The following is a 20062-nucleotide window of genomic DNA, read 5'->3' as shown; positions in this document are numbered from 1 at the left end:
CGCGCATCGTGCGGACATCGGCACGGTCGTGTGCGGGAAGCGTTCCGCCTACGTCGAGCGGACCGATCCGGCGTTCATCGCCGAGGCCGCCACGTACTACGCCAAGCTCACCACCGTTGAAGACCTCACCGCGGTCAACGACGAGATCTTCAAGATCGCGCTGTTCGACTTCGGCTCCGCCGAGCACAGCACCGCCCCCGCGCTCAAGGAGTTCGCCGCCACGCACCAGGTCGTCGTTCCCGGCATGCACTGGATCGACATCATGAACACCACCGCGAACAAGGGCGCCGCAGTCCACCGACTCCAACGCGACCTGGGCATCACACCGGGGCAGACCATGGCCTTCGGGGACTACCTCAATGATCTGGAGATGCTGGACGCCGCCGCATGGTCCTTCGCGGTGGCCAACGCCCACCCGGAGGTACTGCGCCGAGCCCGTTACCGAGCCGCGTCCACTCACGACCTTGGAGTCATCCGCACCATCAGCAAGCTCCTCCCATGCCTGGGCAGTTCGGGCAACGCCGTCAGCGGGTGAACGCAATCGTGGCCTCTCGGCCATCATTGTGCTGTGGTTGGTGACGGCCGCGCCGGGTCGGCGCCCCGGGCACCATCGCTTCTCTCGGCTGCGGTCGAGGTGGCATCTTCCGTATGCCGCAGTCCGGTACACCGCGCAAGATGCAGGCGGCCGCGTTCGCTAACGTTCTGGAGACGGAGCGACGGTTTCGCGGTGCTGTACTTCCGCACTGATGGTCTGAAAACCCACTGGTGTCTCACCGGCGAGCAGCGAACTGAGAACCTGCCAGGCCAGCGTGCCGAGCTCGGGTTGCGGGCTGCGCACGGAGGTCAGCGCGGGGACGGCGAGCCGCGCGTAAGGGATGTCATCGAATCCCGTAACGGATACGTCTTCGGGGACCTTGATCCCCAGCTCGCGCAGGCGTGCGAGGGCAGCGAAGGCGACCAGATCATTGAAGGCGAGCAGAGCTGTGGGACGGGCGGCCAGGGCCTCGTCCACGGCTCGCACGACGTCCTCCGCGGTGGCCCCGGCGGACACCACGGTGACCTCGGCACCGAAGTGACGTGCCGCGTCCAGCGCACGGCGGCGTTCCTGGTCCGACCATGCCTGCTCGGGTCCGGCCAGGTAGGCGAGCCTGCGATGGCCGAGGTTCATCAGGTGCCCGGTGAGTTCGAGCATGGCGCTATGCGAGTCGACCGCGACCTGGGGAGCGGGCACGGCGGGGGCGCAGCGGTTGACCAGGACGGCAGGGGTCAGCCGGGCGACGGCCTCGGCGAGGACCTCGTCGGGGGCGTAGGGAGAGCAGATAATGATGCCGTCGCAGCGCTGGCGCACCGCGCGCCATACGTCCAGTTCGGGTGCGATTCCGCTGTCGCCGACGAGCAGGTGGTATCCGGCGCTCTGGGCTTCGTGCCCGATGCCTTTGAGGATCCCGGTGAAATAGGGGTTCTCGAGGTCCGGTACGGCGACCCCGATGGTGCGGGTCCTGCCCTGCGCGAGATCCTGCGCGATGACGTTGGGCCGGAATCCGAGCTCTTCGACCACGGCGCGGACGCGCTCGGCGAGCTCGGGCCGTACCGTCTTGCCCGCCAGGAATCGGGAGACGGTCGCGGGGGAGACCTGCGCAGCCTCGGCCACGGCGCGGATCGTCACCGTCCCCCTGGTCCTCGCCACTTTCCTCGGGCTCCTTTCCCCGGTGAGAGCGCTGTCCCGGCCCTCGCGCAATCCCGTGTGCGGCTGACGATCGGCCGCACACGGGTTCACCTTAACCGGCCGTGAGATCGCGTCCCTTCGTCTCCGGGACGGTGAAGGTCGAGGCGAACGAGATCCCTCCGAGTACGACGATGTACGCGGCCAGGGCCCAGCCTCCGGCCCACAGCAGCAGGGCCGCGCCCAGTACGGGCGCCAGGCCGCCGCCGAGCACCGCGCCGATCTCCTTGGAGATGGCCAGGGCGGAGTAGCGGTGCCGTGCACGGAACAGTTCCGGGAAGTACGCCGCCTCCACGCTGTACATGCCCCACACGCCGACGGTCATGGCGAGGGTGAAGGCGGAGTAGACCAGCCAAGGCACGCGGGTGTCCAGCAGCCAGACGAACGGGAAGGCGAACAGCGCGAGAAACAGCGCGGTGTACCGGAACACCGGCCGACGTCCGACCAGGTCGGACAGCCACCCCCAGAAGGGGAGCAGCACCAGGCCCACCGCGGAGGAGACCACCAGCGCCTGCGCGCCGACCGGCCCGCCCATGCGGAGGGTGTGTGCGACGTAGCTAAGCGCGAGCACGCTCACCAGGTAGGACGTGCCGTTCTCGCCGATCCGCAGCCCGAGCACGCTGAGGATGCGACGTCCCTCGGACCGGACGGCGTCGCCGATGGGATTGGAGGCGACGTCATCGGCCTCCTTGACGTGTTCGAATGCCGGGCTCTCGCGCAGCCCCACGCGGATGTAGATGCCGATGGCGATCACCACAGCGCTGAGCAGGAAGGGGACGCACCAGCCCCATGCGTAGAGCGTGCCCTGGGGAAGGTTGGCGACCCATGAGAAGACCAGGGCGGCAAGCAGGGTGCCCAGGATGATGCCCGCGAAGGCCAGCGAGGCGATCAGACCCCGGCGCTTCGCGGGTGCGAACTCGGCGCACACCAGCGAGGCGCCGGCCTGTTCGGCGCCGCCCCCGAAACCCTGCAGGATCCGGAGCACCAGGAGGAGCACCGGCGCCCAGAAGCCGATCTGCCGATAGGTGGGCAGCACGCCGATGGCGAAGGTCGCTGCTCCCATCAAGACGATCGTGGCCAGCAGTACCCCTTTCCGTCCGTAGCGGTCACCGAGATGACCGAAGAACACAGCTCCGATCGGGCGGGCGCAAAAGCCGATCGCGTACGTCCCCACCGCCGCGAGCAGTCCCAGCTTGGCGTCCACCTTTGGGAAGAACAGGTCACTGAACACCAGCGCCGACGCGGTGCCGTAGATCGAGAAGTCATACCACTCCAGCGCGCTGCCGATGAAGGCAGCGGCGACTACACGGCGCAACCCACGTGGCTGTATCTGTCGTGCATGGTCCGCGGCGACGCCTGGTGCGGATGTCTGCATGCGGGTCTCCAGATCGGAATCAGATTGGGGAAGGCCGTCTCCGGCCCCAGTCCACGTCGTCGGCGTGGTGCCTGCACGACCACTGACGCGATGCTTGCCGAGGACGGTACGTCAACGATTCTGAAACCGGTATCTCCACCGTCGAGATTTTTAACCAGCTGCAGACCCTGGGGAGCCCTAGGGGTCGCGGTGAATTTTATGCCCGCATATGCAGCTATTTATGCCGATTCTGAGTGGTCGAACGTCTTGCGGAAGGCGGCTCGGGCATGCTCCACTGGGGCATTAACTGAAACCGCAATCAGCAGATCGGAGGCGGCATGAGACTCGGCGGGAAGACTGCCGTGGTGACCGGCGGGGCTTCAGGGATCGGGCGCGCCGTCGTGGAAGCGTTCGTCCGGGAAGGGGCGCGCGTCGCCGTCGTCGACCGGGCGGCGGAAGCGGCCGGGCAGTGTGCCGGCCAGCTGCGCGTGTCCGGCGGCGAGGCGTTCGCGGTCGCCGGGGATGTCGGCTCTCAGGACACGTGGCAGGAGGTGAGCGGTCGGGTCATGGAGCGCTGGGGGCGCCTTGATGTGCTGGTCAACAACGCTGGATACGGGATCCGGGCGACCGTGACCGACACCTCGTGGGAAGACTGGCAGGCGATCGTTTCCACCAACGTCAGCAGCGTCTTCCTCGGCTGCCGCACCGCGATCCCGCTGATGCGCAAGGCCGGTGCCGGCAGTGTGGTCAATATGGCCTCGGTCGCCGGGCAGATCGGCATGGCCGAGCGTGCCGCGTACTGCGCGACCAAGGCCGCGGTCGTGGGCTTGTCCAAGGCGATGGCTGTGGACCACGCATCCGAGGGGATACGCGTCAACTGCGTGGCGCCCGGCACGACGGATACCCCGTACTTCGCGAAGATCTCCCGGCATCTGCCCGACGAGCAGGCCTACCGGGCCGACCTGGCCGCGCGACAGCCGCTGGGGCGGCTCGGCCGACCTGAGGAGATCGCCGCCGCAGTGGTGTTCCTCGCCTCCGACGAGTCGTCATTCGCGACCGGCTCGGTGCTGACCGTCGACGGCGGAATGAGCGTGTGGTGAGCGAACCGTCACAAACCCTGGAGACGACCACCGTGGCCCCTCGTATCTGCGAACCGGATGAGCTCGCCCGGCTCGTACCCGACGGCGCGACGATCGCCATCACCGGCACCGGCGGCGGCGTCCTCGAGCCGGACGCGGTCTTCGCCGCGCTGGAGGAGCGTTTCCTCGCCGAGGCCACCCCGCACGATCTGACGCTGGTCCATGCTCTCGGGGTAGGCGACCGGGACCGGCGCGGCACCTGTGCCTTCGCCCATGCCGGGATGGTGCGCCGGGTCATCGGCGGGCACTGGACCTGGTCCCCGCAGATGGCCCGGCTGGCGGCAGACGAGGCGATCGAGGCCTATGTCCTGCCCGGAGGCGTGATCAGCCTGCTGCTGCGCGAAATCGGGGCCCGGCGCCCGGGGTTGATCACCGCCACTGGTCTCGGTACCTTCGTCGACCCCCGGCAGACCGGCGGGCGGGCGAATTCCCGCGCCAAGGACACTCTGGTCGAACTCGTCGAGTTCGACGGCCAGGAGTTCCTGCGCTACCGGCCGCTGCGGGTGGATGTGGGCATTGTGCGGGGCACGGCGATCGACCCGAACGGCAACATCACCTTGGCTGGTGAGGCGGCTCAGCTCGACGCGTTCGCCGTCGCCCAGGCCGCCAAGGCATCCGGCGGAATCGTCCTCGCCCAGGTCCAGCGGAAGCTCGACACCCCGCTCAACCCCAGGGACGTGCACCTGCCGCGCTTCCTGCTCGACGCAGTGACGGTCGTGCCCGGACAGCAGCAGACGTACCTCGGCGCACACGACCCGGCGCTGTGCGGCGACGCCCCTGCGCCGCCCTTCGAGCCCGCTCCTCCCGCGTCGCCCGTGCGACGACTGATCGCCCGCCGCGCCGCGGCCCAGGTGCGCCGCGGAGATGTGATGAACCTGGGTTTCGGCATCTCCAGCGAGGTCGCCGACGTCCTGGCCGAGCAGGGCCGGCTGGGCGAGGTCACGATCTGCATCGAGCAAGGACACACCGGCGGAGTCCCGCTGTCCGGGGACATGTTCGGAGTCTGCGCCGGGCCGGAGATCACACTGCCCTCGACCACCCAGTTCGACCTGTTCGGCGGCGGCCTGCTGGACGCGACGTACCTGGGCATGGCCGAGGTGGACGCCACCGGGTCGGTGAACGTCAGCCGCATCGGCGGCGGCATCATCGGCCCCGGGGGATTCATCGACATCTCGCAGTCGGCTCGACGAGTGGTCTTCTGCGGCCAGTTCACCGCCAAGGGCACCCGCCTGCAGGTAGCCGACGGCGCACTGCGCATCGAACGCGAAGGCAGCGTGGGCAAGTTCGTACAAGCCGTCGACGAGGTGACCTTCTCCGGACCCCAGGCACTCGCCCGCGGCCAGGACGTCCTCTACGTCACCGAACGCGCCGTCTTCCGCCTCACCACTGCAGGTGTCGAACTCACCGAGATCGCACCCGGCGTCTCGGTGGAACGCGACGTGCTTCCGCACATGGGCTTCACCCCGATCGTCCGCGCCCCCCGGCTGATGGACCCGCCCCTGTTCACCGCGGTCACCGCCGGCGCCCGCTGAACCACCCCAGGAGAAGAAATGGACCTGCGCAGACAGGGGCCGGTCGCCCGTATCACGTTCGGCCGGCCGGAGAAGCTGCATGCGATGGACGCCGCCGGGTGGAGATCCTTGGCCGCTCTGTTGCAGGAGGCGGGTGCCGACCGACAGGTTCGGGCGGTTGTGCTGCACGGTTCGCCGCGGGCGTTTTGTGCTGGCAATGACATCGGCGAGTTCTTCCGGCTGGCCACCCCGCAGGAGGCTCGGGAGTACTTCCTCGGCTTCGTGCTGCCGGCGATGGAGGCCATTGTGAACTGCGAGGTGCCGGTGATCAGTGCGGTTCGCGGCCGGGCCGTCGGCGGCGGTACGGAGATCGTGCTCGTCAGTGACCTCGCCATCGCGGGCACGAAGGCGGCCTTCCGGCTACCGGAGGCCCGGATCGGGGTCTGGCCGACCGTGTTCGCGGCCGCCGCTCCCTACACTCTGGCGCACAAGCCGGCCGGTCTGCTGGCCCTGACCGCTCAGGAACTCGATTCCCACACGGCGCTGCGGTGTGGGTTGGTGCATCAGGTCGTCGACGACGACCTGGTCGGCGATGCCGCGCACGCCCTGGCAGCCACCATCGCCGAGGGCAGCCGGGACGCGATCCGCCGCACCAAGCGCTTCACCACTGCCCGACTGCGTACCGACGGGATGGCCGCCGTCCGAGACGCGCTGACCGAGCTGTCCGACGAGACGCTCGGCAGTCCCGACGCGGTGGAAGGTACCCGCGCCTTCCGTGAGAAGCGCACCCCCGCCTTCGCCGTCACCACCACGTCCGAGTGATCCCCATTGATTCTGATCTCCAGGAGCTGCTTGTGCCCCATACCCTCCCCCTTCCGGTTCCCGGCGGTGGGACCGAGCCGTACACCCTCGGCGTCCCGGGGGAGTTCGCCCCGCCAGCGTCCGGCTTCCACAGCCGCATTGCCTACGCGGCGGCGCATGTGGTCGCCGATCCGTACGCGGAGAACACCCCTGGGTCGCCTGCTGTCCTGGATTGGGAGCGCACCCTCGCCTTCCGGCACGAGCTGTGGCGATGGGGCTTCGGCGTCGCTGAGGCCATGGACACCGCCCAGCGTGGAATGGGCCTGGACTGGCCCACCGCTGCGGAGTTGATCCGGCGCTCCGCGGCCGAGGCCCGCTCGGTCGGCGGCAGGATCGTCGCCGGTGTCGCCACCGACCAGCTGACCGCGCCGGCCCCGACGCTTGACCAGGTGACGGTCGCCTACCTCGAGCAGCTGTCCGTTGCCGAGGACGCCGGCGCAACACCGGTGATCATGGCCAGCCGCGCACTCGCCGCGGCAGCGCGCACGCCCGAGGACTACCTCGCCGTCTACGACACGGTCCTCAGCCAGGCCTCAGGGCCCGTGGTGCTGCACTGGCTCGGCGAGATGTTCGACCCCCAACTCAAGGGCTACTGGGGCTCCGACGACCTCGATTCCGCGACCGAGACCGTACTCGCACTCCTTCGCACACATGCGACCCGTGTCGACGGCATCAAACTCTCGCTCCTGGAGGCCGACCGTGAGCGCGCGCTGCGTAGTCGGCTCCCGCACGGTGTCCGCCTGTACACCGGCGACGACTTCCACTACTGCGATCTCATCCGCGGCGACGGCCAAGGCCATAGCGATGCCCTGCTCGGTGTCTTCGCCGCCATCGCCCCGGCGGCCTCTCAGGCACTGCAGGGGCTCGACGCCGGAGACCACGACGCCTTCCAGGCCGCGATGGAGCCGACCGTCCCCCTAGGGCGGCACTTGTTCGCCGCGCCCACCTTCCACTACAAGACCGGCGTTGTCTTCCTCGCTTGGCTGAACGGTCACCAGGACCACTTCACCATGGTCGGCGGAGGGCACAGCGCACGCTCGCTGATCCACCTGGGCGAGCTGTTTCGGCTGGCCGACCGCGCTGGAGTACTGCGCGACCCCGACCTGGCCGCCGCCCGCATGCACATATTCCTCCAGATCAACGGAGTGCAGTCTTGAGCGACTTGAGCCGTTTTTCCTTCAACTCCGAAACTGCCAGACACTGGCCGCTTCCCGAACTCATCGACGCCGCCGCCCGCAGCGGACTCGGTGGCGTCGGGCTGTGGCGCGAGCCGGTCCAGGAGACCGGAATCGACCGCATCGCCCGCCTCGTGCGCGCGGTGGGTGTGGTGGTGACCAGCCTGTGCCGGGGCGGATTCTTCACCGCCGCGGACGCTGCCGCCCGCCGGGACCGTATCGACGACAACCGCCGAGCCGTCGAAGAAGCAGCCCGGCTCGGCGCCCGAACCCTCGTCCTGGTCTGCGGGGGACTGCCGCCGGGCAGCCGGGACCTGGCAGGGGCGCGTCGCATGGTCGCCGACGCCATCGCCGAGCTCGCCCCGTTCGCGGGCGAACACGGCGTCGTGCTCGCCATCGAGCCGATGCACCCCATGTACTGCTCCGACCGCAGCGTGATCTCCTCGCTGCGCCAGGCCCGGCTGCTGGCCGAGCAGTTCCCGGCCGACCAGGTCGGGGTGCTTGTTGACGCCTACCACGTCTGGTGGGACCCCGGCCTCTTCGACGAACTCGCACTGCTTGGACAGCGAACCGCCGGATTCCAGGTCTGCGACTGGATAACCCCGCTGCCCGCCGGCGTGCTGACCGGCCGCGGCATGATGGGCACCGGCTGCATCGACCTGCGCACCCTGCGGCAGGCGGTGGAACGCAGCGGCTACCGCGGACTTACCGAAGTGGAGATCTTCAACGCCTACCTGTGGGAGCTGCCCGGCCACGAGGTCCTCGCCCAGGCATGCCGAAGGTACCTCGCCCACGTGGTATGACCGCCGGCCCTGACGTTTGCTGCAGCACTCCCGTGTCTGCCTTCTCCCTGCTGTGGACGGGGAGGGGCTGCGGCCCATTCCCTGTGACTTCTCGCTGATCACGTCCAAGACCGCCCTGGGCCGCTAGGAGTCGCGCCCGGCACCAGGGCAGGCACCGGTCCTGCAGCTTCCTAGCGCAGGGCCGGTGCCACCCACACCATGCAGCTCATGAAATGGCGCTGGTCGGTGGTGTCCAGTCGTCGGCCCGCATTCGTGCAAAAAATCATGGTTTATCTTCCTCTTCCCTCTTGCCGGGGCGAGCGTCCGAATGGATTATTTAGTCAGGACTCCTCCCTTACTAAAGGAGGGTCGGACGATGACCTCCACGACAGCGAAGCGGGCAGAGATTCGAGAGCGAGAAAACCCCCCCACGTCGACCTACGAAGACAACGGGATGCGCTACCGGCGCCTGCAGGTCCGCGTGCGCCGCGACGACCCTGCTGCCCTGAGTGGCGCTCGAGCAACGCTGTGTGAGTGGCTGCGCGGCTGGGCGCTGGATTCGGTGCGCGACACCGCGGCGCTGCTCGCTTCCGAGCTCATCACCAACACGCTCCAGCACTCCGGCGGGTCTGCCGTGCTGGCGGCCTTGCCACTGGTGGATGTAGTGCGTCTGGAGGTCTACGACTCTTCGACTAGGACACCGCGCAAGCGCGAGGCGGACGAGGAGGCCACCTCGGGGCGTGGGCTGATGCTCATCGAGGCTCTCGCCGAGTCGTGGGGCGTCGATCCCAGCAGTGACGGCAAGTGTGTGTGGTGCGAGATCCCCATCGAGCCCCGCTGACGCCCTCGGCTCGTGCCCCCGTCCCGCGCCAGCCCGGCACGGCTCCCGGGACTGTCACCGAGGTGATGTTGACCTGGCTACACGGGTGGTCACGACGGCTGTCGACTGACCCCGGCCCACAGGTCGGCACGAGCCCGCCGCAGGGCGAGGGCGAGGGCGCCATGGAGAACAGCCGCGTCGCCGAGCGTGCCGACTTCGATGGCAGGCGGCAGGGGCGCAAGATCCTGGACCGTGGCGCGAACCGGCTCCAGAAGAGCCGGATGCAGCCCGATGGGACCACCGAGCAGGACAAGTTCGGGGTCGACGACTGCGCAGACCGCGGCGATGGCTTCGCCGATGGTGCGACCCTCCTCTTCCACCACGGCCTTGGCCTCGGCGTTGCCCTTCGCGGCGCGGTCGAAGACCTGGCGGGCGACGTCGACGGCGACCTGGTCGCTGCCCGGCTCGCGGGAAGGGTGGAAGCCCGCAGCGGCGATGGCTCGGGCGAAGCCGTGTCGGCCGTGCAGCGGTCCCGGGGGCTGGGAACTGACGCTGAGGTAGCCGATCTCGCCGGCGACTCCCCGTGCTCCGCGGATCAGTTGGTCGCCGATCAGCAGGCCCATGCCCATGCCGGCGCCGATGTAGACGTAGGCGAAGCTGTCGGCGGTGCGTGCCGCGCCGTGCCAGCGCTCGGCGATGGCGGCGAGGTTGACGTCGTTCTCGACCAGGATCGGCGCGTCGATCAGACCGTCGAGTGCTTCCTGAGGCTGGATCAGGCCCTCCGGGTAGGGGGTGTCGGCCAACGGGATGACCCGCGAGGTTGCCGGGTCGACCGGGTTGGCCACCGATACCGCCACCGCCAGGGGTCGCCCACGGCCGGGATTGCCCTCGGCGATGGCCTTGCTCACCAGCTCCCGCAGCTGCTCGGCGACACGGGCTGGTTCGCGGGGCTGTACAGGCGGGTGCGCGCTCTCCAGGAACGGCTGGCCAAACAGGTCGGCTGCGCACAGCCGGATCTGGGTCGGGTTGAGATCGACGGCTACGACGAAGCCGGCCGTCGAGGCGACCTTGTAGTAGGTCCCCACCCGTCCCTGCCTGCCGCGTTGTTCCCCAGCCGGCAGCAGCAGGCCTGCACCCTCCAGACGGCGTACCGCCTCGGAGACGGTGGTCTTGGAGATGCCCGTCTGCTGCGCGATCTCCGCCCGCGTGATGGGGGCCTGCTCGAACACGGTGTCCAGCACGATCTGGTCGGTCAGCTCGCGCAGCAGCGTCATGCTCGGCAAGGCCTGCAGGCCGAGCCCCTTGCGGATTTCCATCTCACCCCTTGTGGCCGGATGTCGCTGCTGTTACGTTAACGCGAAATCTTTGGTCAGGACTCCTTCCTAACTAGACCCGGCATCAGGACTTGATACCCATGAGCACAGCTCACGACCACATCCCAACCAATTCCGAGGATGCGAAGGTCCGCGCGTACGGCCAGTACCTGGACGGGCAGTGGACGCCTGCGCCCGGCCCGGGAGAGGGCATCGAGCGCATCGCCCCCGGCAGCAACGGTCGCGTGGTCGCCAGGTTCGCCGCAGGCGCGCCGGACGATGTCGCCGCCGCGGTCGGTGCTGCCCGCCGGGCGTTTGACACCGGGCCGTGGCCGCGGCTGACCGGTATGGAGCGCGGCCGGGCACTGCTGCGCCTGGCCGGTCTGCTGCGGGAGGAGGCCGAGCGCTTCGCACGTCTGGAGGCCGAAGAGGTGGGCAAGCCGGTGCGGCTGGCCCGCGGGGACGTCGCGGCCAGCATCGACATCATCGAGTACGCGGCCGGGCTGGCGATGGCCGCTCACGGAGACGTCTACACCAACCTCGGCGAGGACTTCACCGCGTGGACGGTACGTGAACCCGCCGGGGTCGTCGGGATGATCACACCGTGGAACTTCCCGCTCCTCCAGGTGGCGCAGAAGCTCCCCTTCGCCCTCGGCGCGGGCTGCACGTCGGTGATCAAACCGTCCGAGCTGACCTCGGGCACCACACTTGAACTCGTCCGCCTGGCCGAGCAGGCCGGTATCCCGGCCGGGGTGGTCAACGTCGTCACCGGCTACGGCAAGCAAGTCGGCCAGCCACTGGCCGAAAGCGGCGCGATCGACCTGCTCTCCTTCACCGGCAGCACCACCACAGGACGTGCCGTCATCTCCGCCTCCGCGGCCCACGCCACCCGGCTCTCCCTCGAACTCGGCGGCAAGGCAGCCAGCGTCGTCTTCGCGGATGCCGACCTCGACGACGCCGTCGAGGGTGTGCTGTTCGGGATCTACTTCAACCAGGGCGAATGCTGTGTCTCCGGTGCGCGCCTGCTGGTCGAGGAGAGCATCGCCGACGCCTTCGTGGCCCGGCTGGTCGAGCGCGCCGGGCGTATCCGGGTCGGTGACCCGCTGGACGAGGCCACCGAAGTGGGGGCGCTGATCAGCCCGTCCCACGTTGCCAAGGTGCTGGGCTACCTGGCCGACGACGTCCTGGACGGTGCGAAGATCGTCGCAGGGGGAGCGGTTCTGCCCGATGCCGCGCACCCCGGCGGCGACTACCTGCCCCCGACCATCGTCGACGGTGTCGGGTCCGACAGCCGTCTGTTCCGCGAGGAGATCTTCGGCCCGGTCCTGACCGTCACCCGCTTCAACGACTTCGAGCAGGCCATGAGCCTGGCCAACGCGGTCGAGTACGGATTGGCGAACACGGTGTGGACCAAGGACGTCGACAAGGCCATGCGCGCGGCACGCCGACTGCGCAGCGGCCGCGTGTGGGTCAACACGACCATCGACGGATCGCCGCAACTGCCCGCAGGCGGCATGGGCGCCAGTGGCTACGGCCGCGAGCTGGGCCAGGCGGGATTCGACGAGTTCACCGAACTGAAGTCCGTCCAGCTGCGCACCGGGTCCCGCCCCCCCTTCTTCGCCCGATAACGATCCCACCCGACACCGATCCGATCCCGATGGAGCACCCGTTCATGTTCACTGACGACGAGTACGACTACGTCATCGCAGGTGGTGGCACCGCCGGTTGCGTCCTGGCCAACCGGCTCTCGGCCGATCCCGCCGTCCGGGTGCTGCTGCTCGAAGCCGGACGAAGCGACCGCAACCCGCTCATCCACGTCCCGGCCGGATTCGCGAAACTCACCGCCGGCCCCTACGAATGGGGATGGCGCAGCCAGCCTCAAAGGCACTGCAATGACCGCGTCATCCCACTCGCCCAGGGCAAGGTGATCGGCGGAGGCGGATCCATCAACGCTCAGGTCTTCACCCGCGGAGCCCACGAGGACTACGACGAGTGGGACAAGAAATACGGCTGCACCGGCTGGAGCTTCAACGACATCCTCCGGTACTTCCTGCGTTCGGAGGACAACGACCGCCTCTCCGCCCCCTGGCACGGCAACGGCGGCCCGCTGGGAGTCTCCGACCCCGTCAACCCGCACCCGCTGTCGAAAGCGTTCGTGCGAGCAGGCCAAGAATTCGGACTCCCCTACAACGGCGACTTCAACGGCGAATCACAGTACGGCGTCGGCCTCTACCAGAACACCACACGCGGCAGCCGCCGCTGCAGCGCCGCCGTCGGCTACCTCCACCCAGCCAAGAAACGGCCCAACCTCACCGCGAAGCCGGGCCACCTGATCGCCCGCGTCATCCTGGACGGAAAGCGGGCGGTCGGAATAGAGACCACCACCGGCAAGAGCAGGCACCGCTACCGGGCCCGGCGCGAGGTCATCGTCTCCGCCGGCACCATCGGTTCGCCGAAGATCCTTCAGCTGTCGGGCATCGGCGACCCGGCCGATCTGCGCGAGGCCGGCGTCGACGTGCGGCATGCCCTGCCCGGTGTGGGCAAGAACCTGCACGACCACTGCGACCTCGACATCATCTACGAGCTCAACACCTACCAGAGCATGGACCGATTCGCCCGGCCCCGCCCGGCAACGGTGGCCGCCGGCATCGAATATGCCGCCTTCCGCAAGGGACCGCTGGCCTCGACGGTCGTCGAGGGCGGCGCCTTCTCCTACGGCAACCGCGAAGAAGCCACACCGGATCTGCAGTTCCACTTCCTGCCCGCCGCCGGAGTGGAGGCCGGAATCGCGGGCGTACGACCCGGTTACGGCTGCACCCTCAACTCCTACTTCGTGCGCCCCCGCAGCCGCGGCACCGTCCGAATCGCCTCCGCCGACCCCGCACAGCCACCGCTGATCGACCCCAACTACCTCGCCGACGACTACGACCTCGAAATGAGCATGGAAGGCGTCCGGCAGAGCCGCGAAATCATGGCGCAACCCTCCATGGCACGGCACGTCAAGGCCGAACACCTGGCCGGGGGACAGGCACTGAAGTCCAAAGACGACCACATCCGCTTCGTCCGCGGCCACGGACGCACCTCGTACCACCACGTCGGCACCTGCGCGATGGGGGACGCCGACTCCTCCGTCGTCTCCCCGGACCTGACAGTCCACGGCCTGGACGGGCTCCGCGTGGTCGACGCATCCGTCATGCCCAGGATCGTCAGCTCCAACACACAAGCACCCACGGTCATGATCGCCGAAAAGGCATCCGACCTCATCCTCGGAAACACCTGAGCCCCCACATGGTCACGTGGACCTCACCCCAGAAAGTAGGGACAGAACCATGATCAAGGCCGCGCAGGCCCAGCCGCCATGGGCCCCAGCCGGACCACCGCCCACACAGGCGGCGCCGGCTGCAGTGGAGTCGACCATCCTCCGTCAGCCGGGAGGTGCCACCGGTGTATGCGCTCGCTGACACCAACCTCCGGCTGAATGCCCAGCCGATCGACTACGTGCTGATCGCCGTGTACTTCACCTTCGTGCTGGGCATCGGATTCCTCGCCCGCCGGAAGGTCGCCTCCAGCATGGACTTCTTCCTCTCCGGCCGCTCCATGCCGGCGTGGGTGACAGGACTTGCGTTCATCTCGGCCAACCTGGCCGCCGTCGAAATCCTCGGCATGACCGCCGACGGAGCCCAGTACGGCGTACCGGAGGTCCACTACTACTGGATCGGCGCCATCCCGGCCATGGTGTTCCTGGGCCTGGTGATGATGCCCTTCTACTACGGCTCCAAAGTCCGCAGCGTCCCGGAGTTCCTGCTACGGCGCTTCGGCCGCTTCGCCCACCTGGTCAACTCCATCAGCTTCGGACTCGCCCAGGTGCTCATCGCAGGCGTGAACCTGTACGCCCTGTCGACTGTGGTGAATCTGCTGCTGGGCTGGCCGACATGGGTCTCGATCCTCGCCGCCGGCGCGATCGTGCTCGTCTACACCCTCCTCGGCGGGCTGTCCGCGGCGATCTACAACGAGGTCATGCAGTTCTTCGTGGTCCTCGCCTTGCTGATCCCGCTGACCCTCGTCGGACTGCACAAGGTCGGCGGCTGGAGCGGTCTGGTCGCCAAAATCAACCACGCGGGCGCCCATGGCGCGCTGCAGACACACTCCTGGCCAGGCACCAACCTCACCGGCATCGGCAACTCCACGCTCTCGGTACTGGGCATCGTCTTCGGCCTCGGCTTCGTGCTCTCCTTCGGATACTGGACGACCAACTTCACCGAGGTGCAGCGCGCCCTGTCGGCCAAGAGCATGTCCGCCGCCCGCCGCACCCCGCTGATCGGCGCCTACCCCAAGACGCTGGTCATCCTGGTGATCATGATCCCCGGAATGCTCGCAGCCGTACTCTCCCCACAACTGGCCGAACTCAAGGCCGCCAACGCCGCCAATCCCGGCGTGCAGAGCCTGGGCGGCGTGTCGTTCAACAACTCCCTCGAACTACTCATGCGCGACCTGCTGCCCAACGGCATGCTCGGGATCGCCATCGCCGGCCTGCTCGCCGCGTTCATGGCCGGCATGGCCGCCAACGTCAGCTCCTTCAACACCGTCGTCACCTACGACATCTGGCAGACGTATGTGAAGAAGGGCAAGCCGGACGGCTACTACCTGCGGGCCGGCCGCATCCTGACCGTCATCGGATGCCTGGTGGCCATCGGCACCGCGTTCATCGCCGGGAACTTCGGCAACATCATGGACTACCTCCAGACGCTGTTCGGGTTCTTCAACGCGCCGCTGTTCGCCACCTTCATCCTGGGCATGTTCTGGAAGCGCATGACCCCGGCAGCCGGCGGGATCGGCCTGATCGCCGGCACCATCGCGGCGGTCAGCGTCGACATGCTCAACCGCACCGGTGTGCTGCACGTCTCCGGCCAAGGTGCCAGCTTCCTCGGAGCCATCGCGGCCTTCGTAGTCGATGTCCTGCTGAGCATCGCCGTCTCGCTGCTCACCAAGCCCAAGCCTGACGCCGAACTGACCGGCCTTGTCTGGTCGCTGACTCCGCGCAGCCAACGCACGCACACTGCGACGGGCGACGATGCCGGCTGGTACCGCAAGCCCGCGGTACTCGGCGCGGGCGTCCTGCTCCTGGCCACCGCCCTCAACATCGCCTTCTGGTGAGAAAGGCAGAACCGATGCACGAGAACACCCACCAGCAGCCCTCGAATGGAAAAGGCATAAACCTGCTCCTCGACCTGCGCAGCATCATCGCGGCGCTGTTCGGGATCTACGGAGTCGTGCTCACCACCATGGGTGCAGCTGGCACATCCAAGACAGAGCTGCACAAGGCCGCCGGCTGGAACGTCAACCTGTGGTGCGGGATCGCCATGCTCGCCGTTACGGCCATCTTCACGGGCTGGGCGCTGCTGCGGCCGGTGCGGCTGCCGACCGAATCCGCGCCTGACGAGCTCCTTGATGCGCTTGCGCAAACAGCCTGAGTCTTGCGGTCACAGCTCCGCCCGGCGGCTCCCCCGCCGGGCGGAGGGCCGATCACCCAGCCGCCGCTCCGCCTTCGGATCCCCTCCGGTGAACGCCGAGGAGGCCAATCGCCGCGGGTCCTTCGACGTTGCCTGTCACCGCCGCAACGCATTTCCAACCCATAGAGTCCAAGTCCATACGTCGCATTCACTTCGAGACTGAGAGTCCCCATGAGCATGGTGCCGTCACGTGTTCTTTCGGACGGTGTGTCGATCCCCGTCATCGGCTTTGGGACATACCCGCTGGCCGGTTCCCAGGCGGAGACAGCGGTACGAGGCGCGCTTGAGGCCGGCTACCGCCTGATCGACACCGCAGCCAGCTACGGAAACGAGAATTCGGTCGGCCGGGCCGTCGCTGCAAGCGGCCTGCCACGTGAGGAGGTATTCCTCACGACCAAGCTGCGCGGCAGAGACCACGGCTACGACCAGACCCTGGCTGCCTTTGCCGATTCCGCCAAACGCCTCGGCGTGGACTACGTCGACCTCTACTTGATCCACTGGCCCCTTCCCCGTCTCGACGCATACGTCGACTCCTGGCGCGCCATGATCAAACTTCGCGAGCAAGGCCTGGTCCGGTCGATCGGCGTCAGCAACTTCACCGCCCGGCAGATCGACCGGCTGTACGACGAGACCGGTGTCCTGCCCTCGGTCAACCAGATCGAGATGCACCCCTACTTCCCCCAGCCGCAGCAGCGCGCGGTGCATGCAGCCCGGAACATCACCACTCAGAGCTGGAGCCCCCTGGGCCGCGGCAGCGACCTCCTCGCCGAGCCCGCCGTCGTCGAGACGGCCCGACGGCACGGCGTGTCCCCCGCTCAAGTGGTCCTGCGCTGGCACCTCCAACTCGATGCGCTGCCGATCCCCAAGTCCGCCTCCCCGGCCCGCCAGCGCGCCAACGTGGACCTCTTCGGTTTCACCCTGACCGAGGCCGAAGTCGCGTCCCTGTCAGCCCTGATGCGGAGCAGGACCGGCGGGGATCCGGAGAAGCACGAGGAGTTCTGATAGCGCACCAGTCAGCTCCAGCAGCCGCGGCAGGCAGCCACTGCGCCAGCCCGACGGTGGGGTAGCAGTGACGCGGGCTCAGCTCCTCGACCTGCTCGACGAACGTCATCCGCCGACACCTACGCGGTCGCGGAAGAAGCGCCGCACCCGCAGTCGGACCAACAACTCCTGCCCGTGGCGGCCGCGACGACAGGGGGAGGCTCAGGTGGCCAGTGCGGGCCAGTGCTCTGGCTGACAGCAGCAGTGCGAGGGTGGGGACGAAGGCCCCGATCAGCAGGAGAGACTCGGTGAGGACGGCCACGGCCAGCAGCGCGTACGCGGCCGCGGCAAGGAAATGGCCGAGGGCGCCGGACGGGCCAGTCACCGGCCTGTCCCGCTCTGGGCGTGCTGTGGATCCGGGCTGAGGGATGACGGCTGTGCGGGGCTTTGCAGCTGCCAGACCCTTGCCGGGGGCAGGTTGGCCCACACCGTCCAGCAGACGGTGGCGTACTGGCGCTGGTAGGCGGCCATCACCTCTTCGACGGACTTGTGCCGGCGCGCTTCCGTGCGGGAGGCCAGCAGGGTGCGGGCTTGTCGGCTGCCGAGGTAGGCGAAGTAGGTCAGGGTGCCGCCGGGGTGTAGGAGTTCCAGATAGCGATTCATGATCGCTTCGACCTGGCGGGGGGTGAAGTTGGTCAGCGGCAAGCCGGAGACGATCACGTCGTAGTGCCTGCCGGTGTCCAGATGCTCGACGTAGGTCTGGTGAATGCGGACCTGCTCGGGCGCCAGGTGCGTGTGGTTGCGCACCTGGCGCCGCAGACGGTTGGTGAAGCGCGGGTTGGCCTCGGCCACGTCCAGGCGGCTGCCCGACGACAGCCGGGAGACCAGGGCGCGGGTGACCGCTCCGGTTCCCGCTCCCGCTTCCAAGATGGTCAGCGGCCGCTCGGCCTGTGCGCGCACCGGATCGGTCAGTGCACGAGCCAGGGCCCTGCTGCTGGGAGCGAGGGCGCCGGTGGTGCGCAGGTCCCGGGCCGCTTCGAGGAGGAACAACCAGCCCTCGGCATGGCGCTGCGCGAGGACACGGTCGTGCGAGGGGGTCCATTCGTCGGCTCTGGCCCGTAATCGGTGGTAACCAAGGGTGACGGGCGTCGTTGGTGTGGTGTGCGGGATGTCAACGAGCTTGTGGCTGTGGTGTTTTCGGGCCTGTCGGCGCTGGTTGTGGAGCATGTGTCGGACGAGGGTGACGTGATCCGGGTGATGGCGCGGACCCGGGATGATCCGGTGCCGTGCCCTGTGTGTGGGGTGCCGACGTCGAAAGTGCACGGCTTCCACTGCCGGACGCTCGCGGATGTCCCGGTGGACGGGCGGCGGGTCATCGTCTCGGTGCGGCTGCGGCGTCTGGTCTGCCCGGTGCTCGGCTGCCTGTGGCAGACGTTCCGCGAGCAGGTACCGGGACTGGTGGAGCGCTACCAGCGCCGCACCAACCCCCCCGACCAACTCGGCTCCGTGGTCAAGGAGTTAGCGGGACGGGCGGGTGCCCGCCTCTCCCGCGTCCTGGCCTGCGGACTCTCCCGTTCGACGGCTCTGCGGATGCTCATGCGCCTGCCCATACCGCCGCTGCGCGTGCCGCGGGTGGTCGGTATCGACGACTTCGCCCTCAAGCGCCGGCACCGCTACGCCACGATCGTCATCGACGCCGAGAGCGGCGAGCGGATCGACGTCCTGCCTGATCGCAAGGCCGAGACGGTGACGAAGTGGCTGCGTGAGCACCCTGGCGCCGAGTATGTCTGCCGTGACGGCTCCGGCTCCTACGGCGAGGCGATCCGCCAGGCCCTCCCGGAAGCGGTGCAGGTCAGCGACCGGTGGCACATCTGGTCCAACCTGTGCGACAAGGCCCTGGCCGAGGTCCGCTCGCACACCGCGTGCTGGGCGACCGTGAACCGGGCCCGGCCGGGCGGCGTGCGCGAGCAGACCACCCGGGAACGCTGGCAGCAGGTTCACGACCTGCTCGGCAAGGGCGTCGGCCTGCTCGAATGCGCCCGCCGCCTCAATCTCGCCTTGAACACCGTCAAGCGGTACGCCCGCATGAAGGAGCCCACGCCGGAGCGCCGCGCACCGCAGTACCGGCCCACCCTCGTCGACCCCTACCGCGATCACCTGCGCACCCGCCGGGCCGCCGACCCGGCCATCCCCGTGAAGCAACTGTTCCGGGAGATCCAGGAGTTGGGCTACACCGGCAGCTTCAACCTGCTCTACCGGTACATCACCCAGGGCCGCGCCGAGGGCGACAAGCCGGTCACCACCCCGCAGCGCTTCACCCGCCTCCTGCTCACCCGCCCCGAGAACCTGCGCGACAAGGACACGGCACTACTACGGGAACTCGCCGAAGCCTGTCCGGAGATGACCGAACTCGCCTGCCTCGTTGGCGAGTTCGCGCAGCTGCTGACCCCAGCCGAGGGCAACGACGCCAAACTCACCGACTGGATCACCACGGTTCGCGCCGCTGATCTGCCCCACCTGCACTCCTTCGCGAACGGCCTCGAACTCGACCGCGCCGCCGTCGACGCCGGACTCACCCTCCCGTACCGCAACGGCCGCACCGAGGGCGTCAACACCCGCACGAAGAAGATCATGAGGCAGATGCACGGCCGAGCCGGCTTCCCGCTCCTACCTGTTGACTGAACTACTTGGGGAGTTTCCGCAGTTCAGTGACCTGGTGGCGGACTGGTCGTTGGGCTGGCCGTGGAAGCGTCAAGAGACCTGGCGTCGCTGGCCGTGCCTCTGTCCGGCGAGCTCGTGGCCACCGGTGATCAGTGGGAGCCGTACCGGCTCGTCGATCCAGGCGGCGAGCTGGTCGAGGGGGCCGCTGCCTATCTGCGCGACTTGCAGGGGG

16 protein-coding genes and 1 pseudogene are annotated in these 20062 nt (G+C 68.4%); 13 read left to right on the top strand and 4 right to left on the bottom strand.

Annotation, left to right across the window (positions count from 1 at the left end; genetic code table 11):
* Position 1 precedes the first annotated feature (1 nt).
* Positions 2 to 535 (top strand): annotated as a pseudogene (locus NGB36_RS09720) (HAD hydrolase family protein); the annotation flags it as partial.
* Between the two features lie 159 nt (positions 536 to 694).
* Here NGB36_RS09720 and NGB36_RS09715 read toward each other — a convergent pair.
* Positions 695 to 1687, bottom strand: a complete 993-nt coding sequence (locus tag NGB36_RS09715; protein ID WP_255919767.1) for a LacI family DNA-binding transcriptional regulator — start codon at positions 1685 to 1687, stop codon at positions 695 to 697.
* Positions 1688 to 1778: 91 nt separating this feature from the next.
* Positions 1779 to 3038, bottom strand: coding sequence for an MFS transporter (locus tag NGB36_RS09710; RefSeq protein ID WP_255919766.1), 1260 nt, complete (start codon positions 3036 to 3038; stop codon positions 1779 to 1781).
* A gap of 377 nt (positions 3039 to 3415) precedes the next feature.
* On the opposite strand from NGB36_RS09710, the gene NGB36_RS09705 reads away from it, so the two are divergent.
* The 6 genes from NGB36_RS09705 (at position 3416) to NGB36_RS09680 (ending at position 9386) form a co-directional block, all read left to right on the top strand.
* Positions 3416 to 4177: an SDR family oxidoreductase gene (locus tag NGB36_RS09705; protein ID WP_255919765.1), complete on the top strand. Its 762-nt coding sequence runs from the start codon at positions 3416 to 3418 to the stop codon at positions 4175 to 4177.
* The gene (locus NGB36_RS09700) at positions 4174 to 5748 is read left to right on the top strand and encodes a CoA-transferase (RefSeq protein WP_255919764.1); all 1575 of its coding nucleotides are present in this window, start codon (positions 4174 to 4176) and stop codon (positions 5746 to 5748) included. Before NGB36_RS09705 ends, NGB36_RS09700 begins: the two co-directional genes overlap by 4 nt.
* A gap of 18 nt (positions 5749 to 5766) precedes the next feature.
* Positions 5767 to 6549, top strand: a complete 783-nt coding sequence (locus tag NGB36_RS09695; protein ID WP_255919763.1) for an enoyl-CoA hydratase/isomerase family protein — start codon at positions 5767 to 5769, stop codon at positions 6547 to 6549.
* Between the two features lie 32 nt (positions 6550 to 6581).
* Positions 6582 to 7745, top strand: coding sequence for a dihydrodipicolinate synthase family protein (locus NGB36_RS09690; protein ID WP_255919762.1), 1164 nt, complete (start codon positions 6582 to 6584; stop codon positions 7743 to 7745).
* On the top strand, positions 7742 to 8566 hold the full coding sequence (locus NGB36_RS09685) for a sugar phosphate isomerase/epimerase family protein (RefSeq protein WP_255919761.1): 825 nt from the start codon (positions 7742 to 7744) through the stop codon (positions 8564 to 8566). The genes NGB36_RS09690 and NGB36_RS09685 overlap by 4 nt, the downstream gene beginning before the upstream one ends.
* Positions 8567 to 8921: 355 nt before the next feature.
* The gene (locus tag NGB36_RS09680) at positions 8922 to 9386 is read left to right on the top strand and encodes an ATP-binding protein (RefSeq protein WP_255919760.1); all 465 of its coding nucleotides are present in this window, start codon (positions 8922 to 8924) and stop codon (positions 9384 to 9386) included.
* An 89-nt stretch (positions 9387 to 9475) separates the two neighbouring features.
* Here NGB36_RS09680 and NGB36_RS09675 read toward each other — a convergent pair whose 3' ends face one another.
* Positions 9476 to 10681 (bottom strand): ROK family transcriptional regulator, encoded by a 1206-nt coding sequence (locus NGB36_RS09675; protein ID WP_255919759.1) that lies wholly within the window; start codon positions 10679 to 10681, stop codon positions 9476 to 9478.
* 98 nt (positions 10682 to 10779) lie between these two features.
* On the opposite strand from NGB36_RS09675, the gene NGB36_RS09670 reads away from it, so the two are divergent.
* From NGB36_RS09670 to NGB36_RS09650, 5 genes are all read left to right on the top strand, one after another.
* A complete protein-coding gene (locus NGB36_RS09670; protein WP_255919758.1) occupies positions 10780 to 12306 on the top strand; it encodes an aldehyde dehydrogenase family protein in 1527 nt (508 codons plus the stop codon).
* 44 nt (positions 12307 to 12350) lie between these two features.
* On the top strand, positions 12351 to 13958 hold the full coding sequence (locus tag NGB36_RS09665) for a GMC family oxidoreductase (protein ID WP_255919757.1): 1608 nt from the start codon (positions 12351 to 12353) through the stop codon (positions 13956 to 13958).
* A gap of 164 nt (positions 13959 to 14122) precedes the next feature.
* Positions 14123 to 15832 carry a sodium:solute symporter family protein gene (locus NGB36_RS09660; protein ID WP_255919756.1) on the top strand — a complete coding sequence of 570 codons (1710 nt, stop codon included), beginning with the start codon at positions 14123 to 14125 and terminating at the stop codon, positions 15830 to 15832.
* A 14-nt stretch (positions 15833 to 15846) separates the two neighbouring features.
* Entirely contained in the window at positions 15847 to 16149 is a 303-nt protein-coding gene (locus NGB36_RS09655) for a hypothetical protein (protein WP_255919755.1), read from the top strand.
* A 210-nt stretch (positions 16150 to 16359) separates the two neighbouring features.
* Positions 16360 to 17190 carry an aldo/keto reductase gene (locus NGB36_RS09650; RefSeq protein ID WP_255919754.1) on the top strand — a complete coding sequence of 277 codons (831 nt, stop codon included), beginning with the start codon at positions 16360 to 16362 and terminating at the stop codon, positions 17188 to 17190.
* Positions 17191 to 17550: 360 nt separating this feature from the next.
* On the opposite strand, the gene NGB36_RS09640 is transcribed toward NGB36_RS09650, so the two are convergent.
* Positions 17551 to 18396, bottom strand: a complete 846-nt coding sequence (locus tag NGB36_RS09640; protein WP_255919753.1) for a class I SAM-dependent methyltransferase — start codon at positions 18394 to 18396, stop codon at positions 17551 to 17553.
* Between NGB36_RS09640 and NGB36_RS09635 the strand changes: the two genes are divergently transcribed.
* Positions 18331 to 19851: an ISL3 family transposase gene (locus NGB36_RS09635; RefSeq protein WP_443741213.1), complete on the top strand. Its 1521-nt coding sequence runs from the start codon at positions 18331 to 18333 to the stop codon at positions 19849 to 19851. The two genes, NGB36_RS09640 and NGB36_RS09635, sit on opposite strands and share 66 nt — an antisense overlap.
* Positions 19852 to 20062 lie beyond the last annotated feature (211 nt).

Source organism: Streptomyces humicola (assembly GCF_024436035.1).
Lineage (GTDB): Bacteria > Actinomycetota > Actinomycetes > Streptomycetales > Streptomycetaceae > Streptantibioticus_B > Streptantibioticus_B humicola.
The sequence above is the reverse complement of the archived record's forward strand: the minus strand, read 5'-3'. Positions and strand labels throughout refer to the sequence as shown.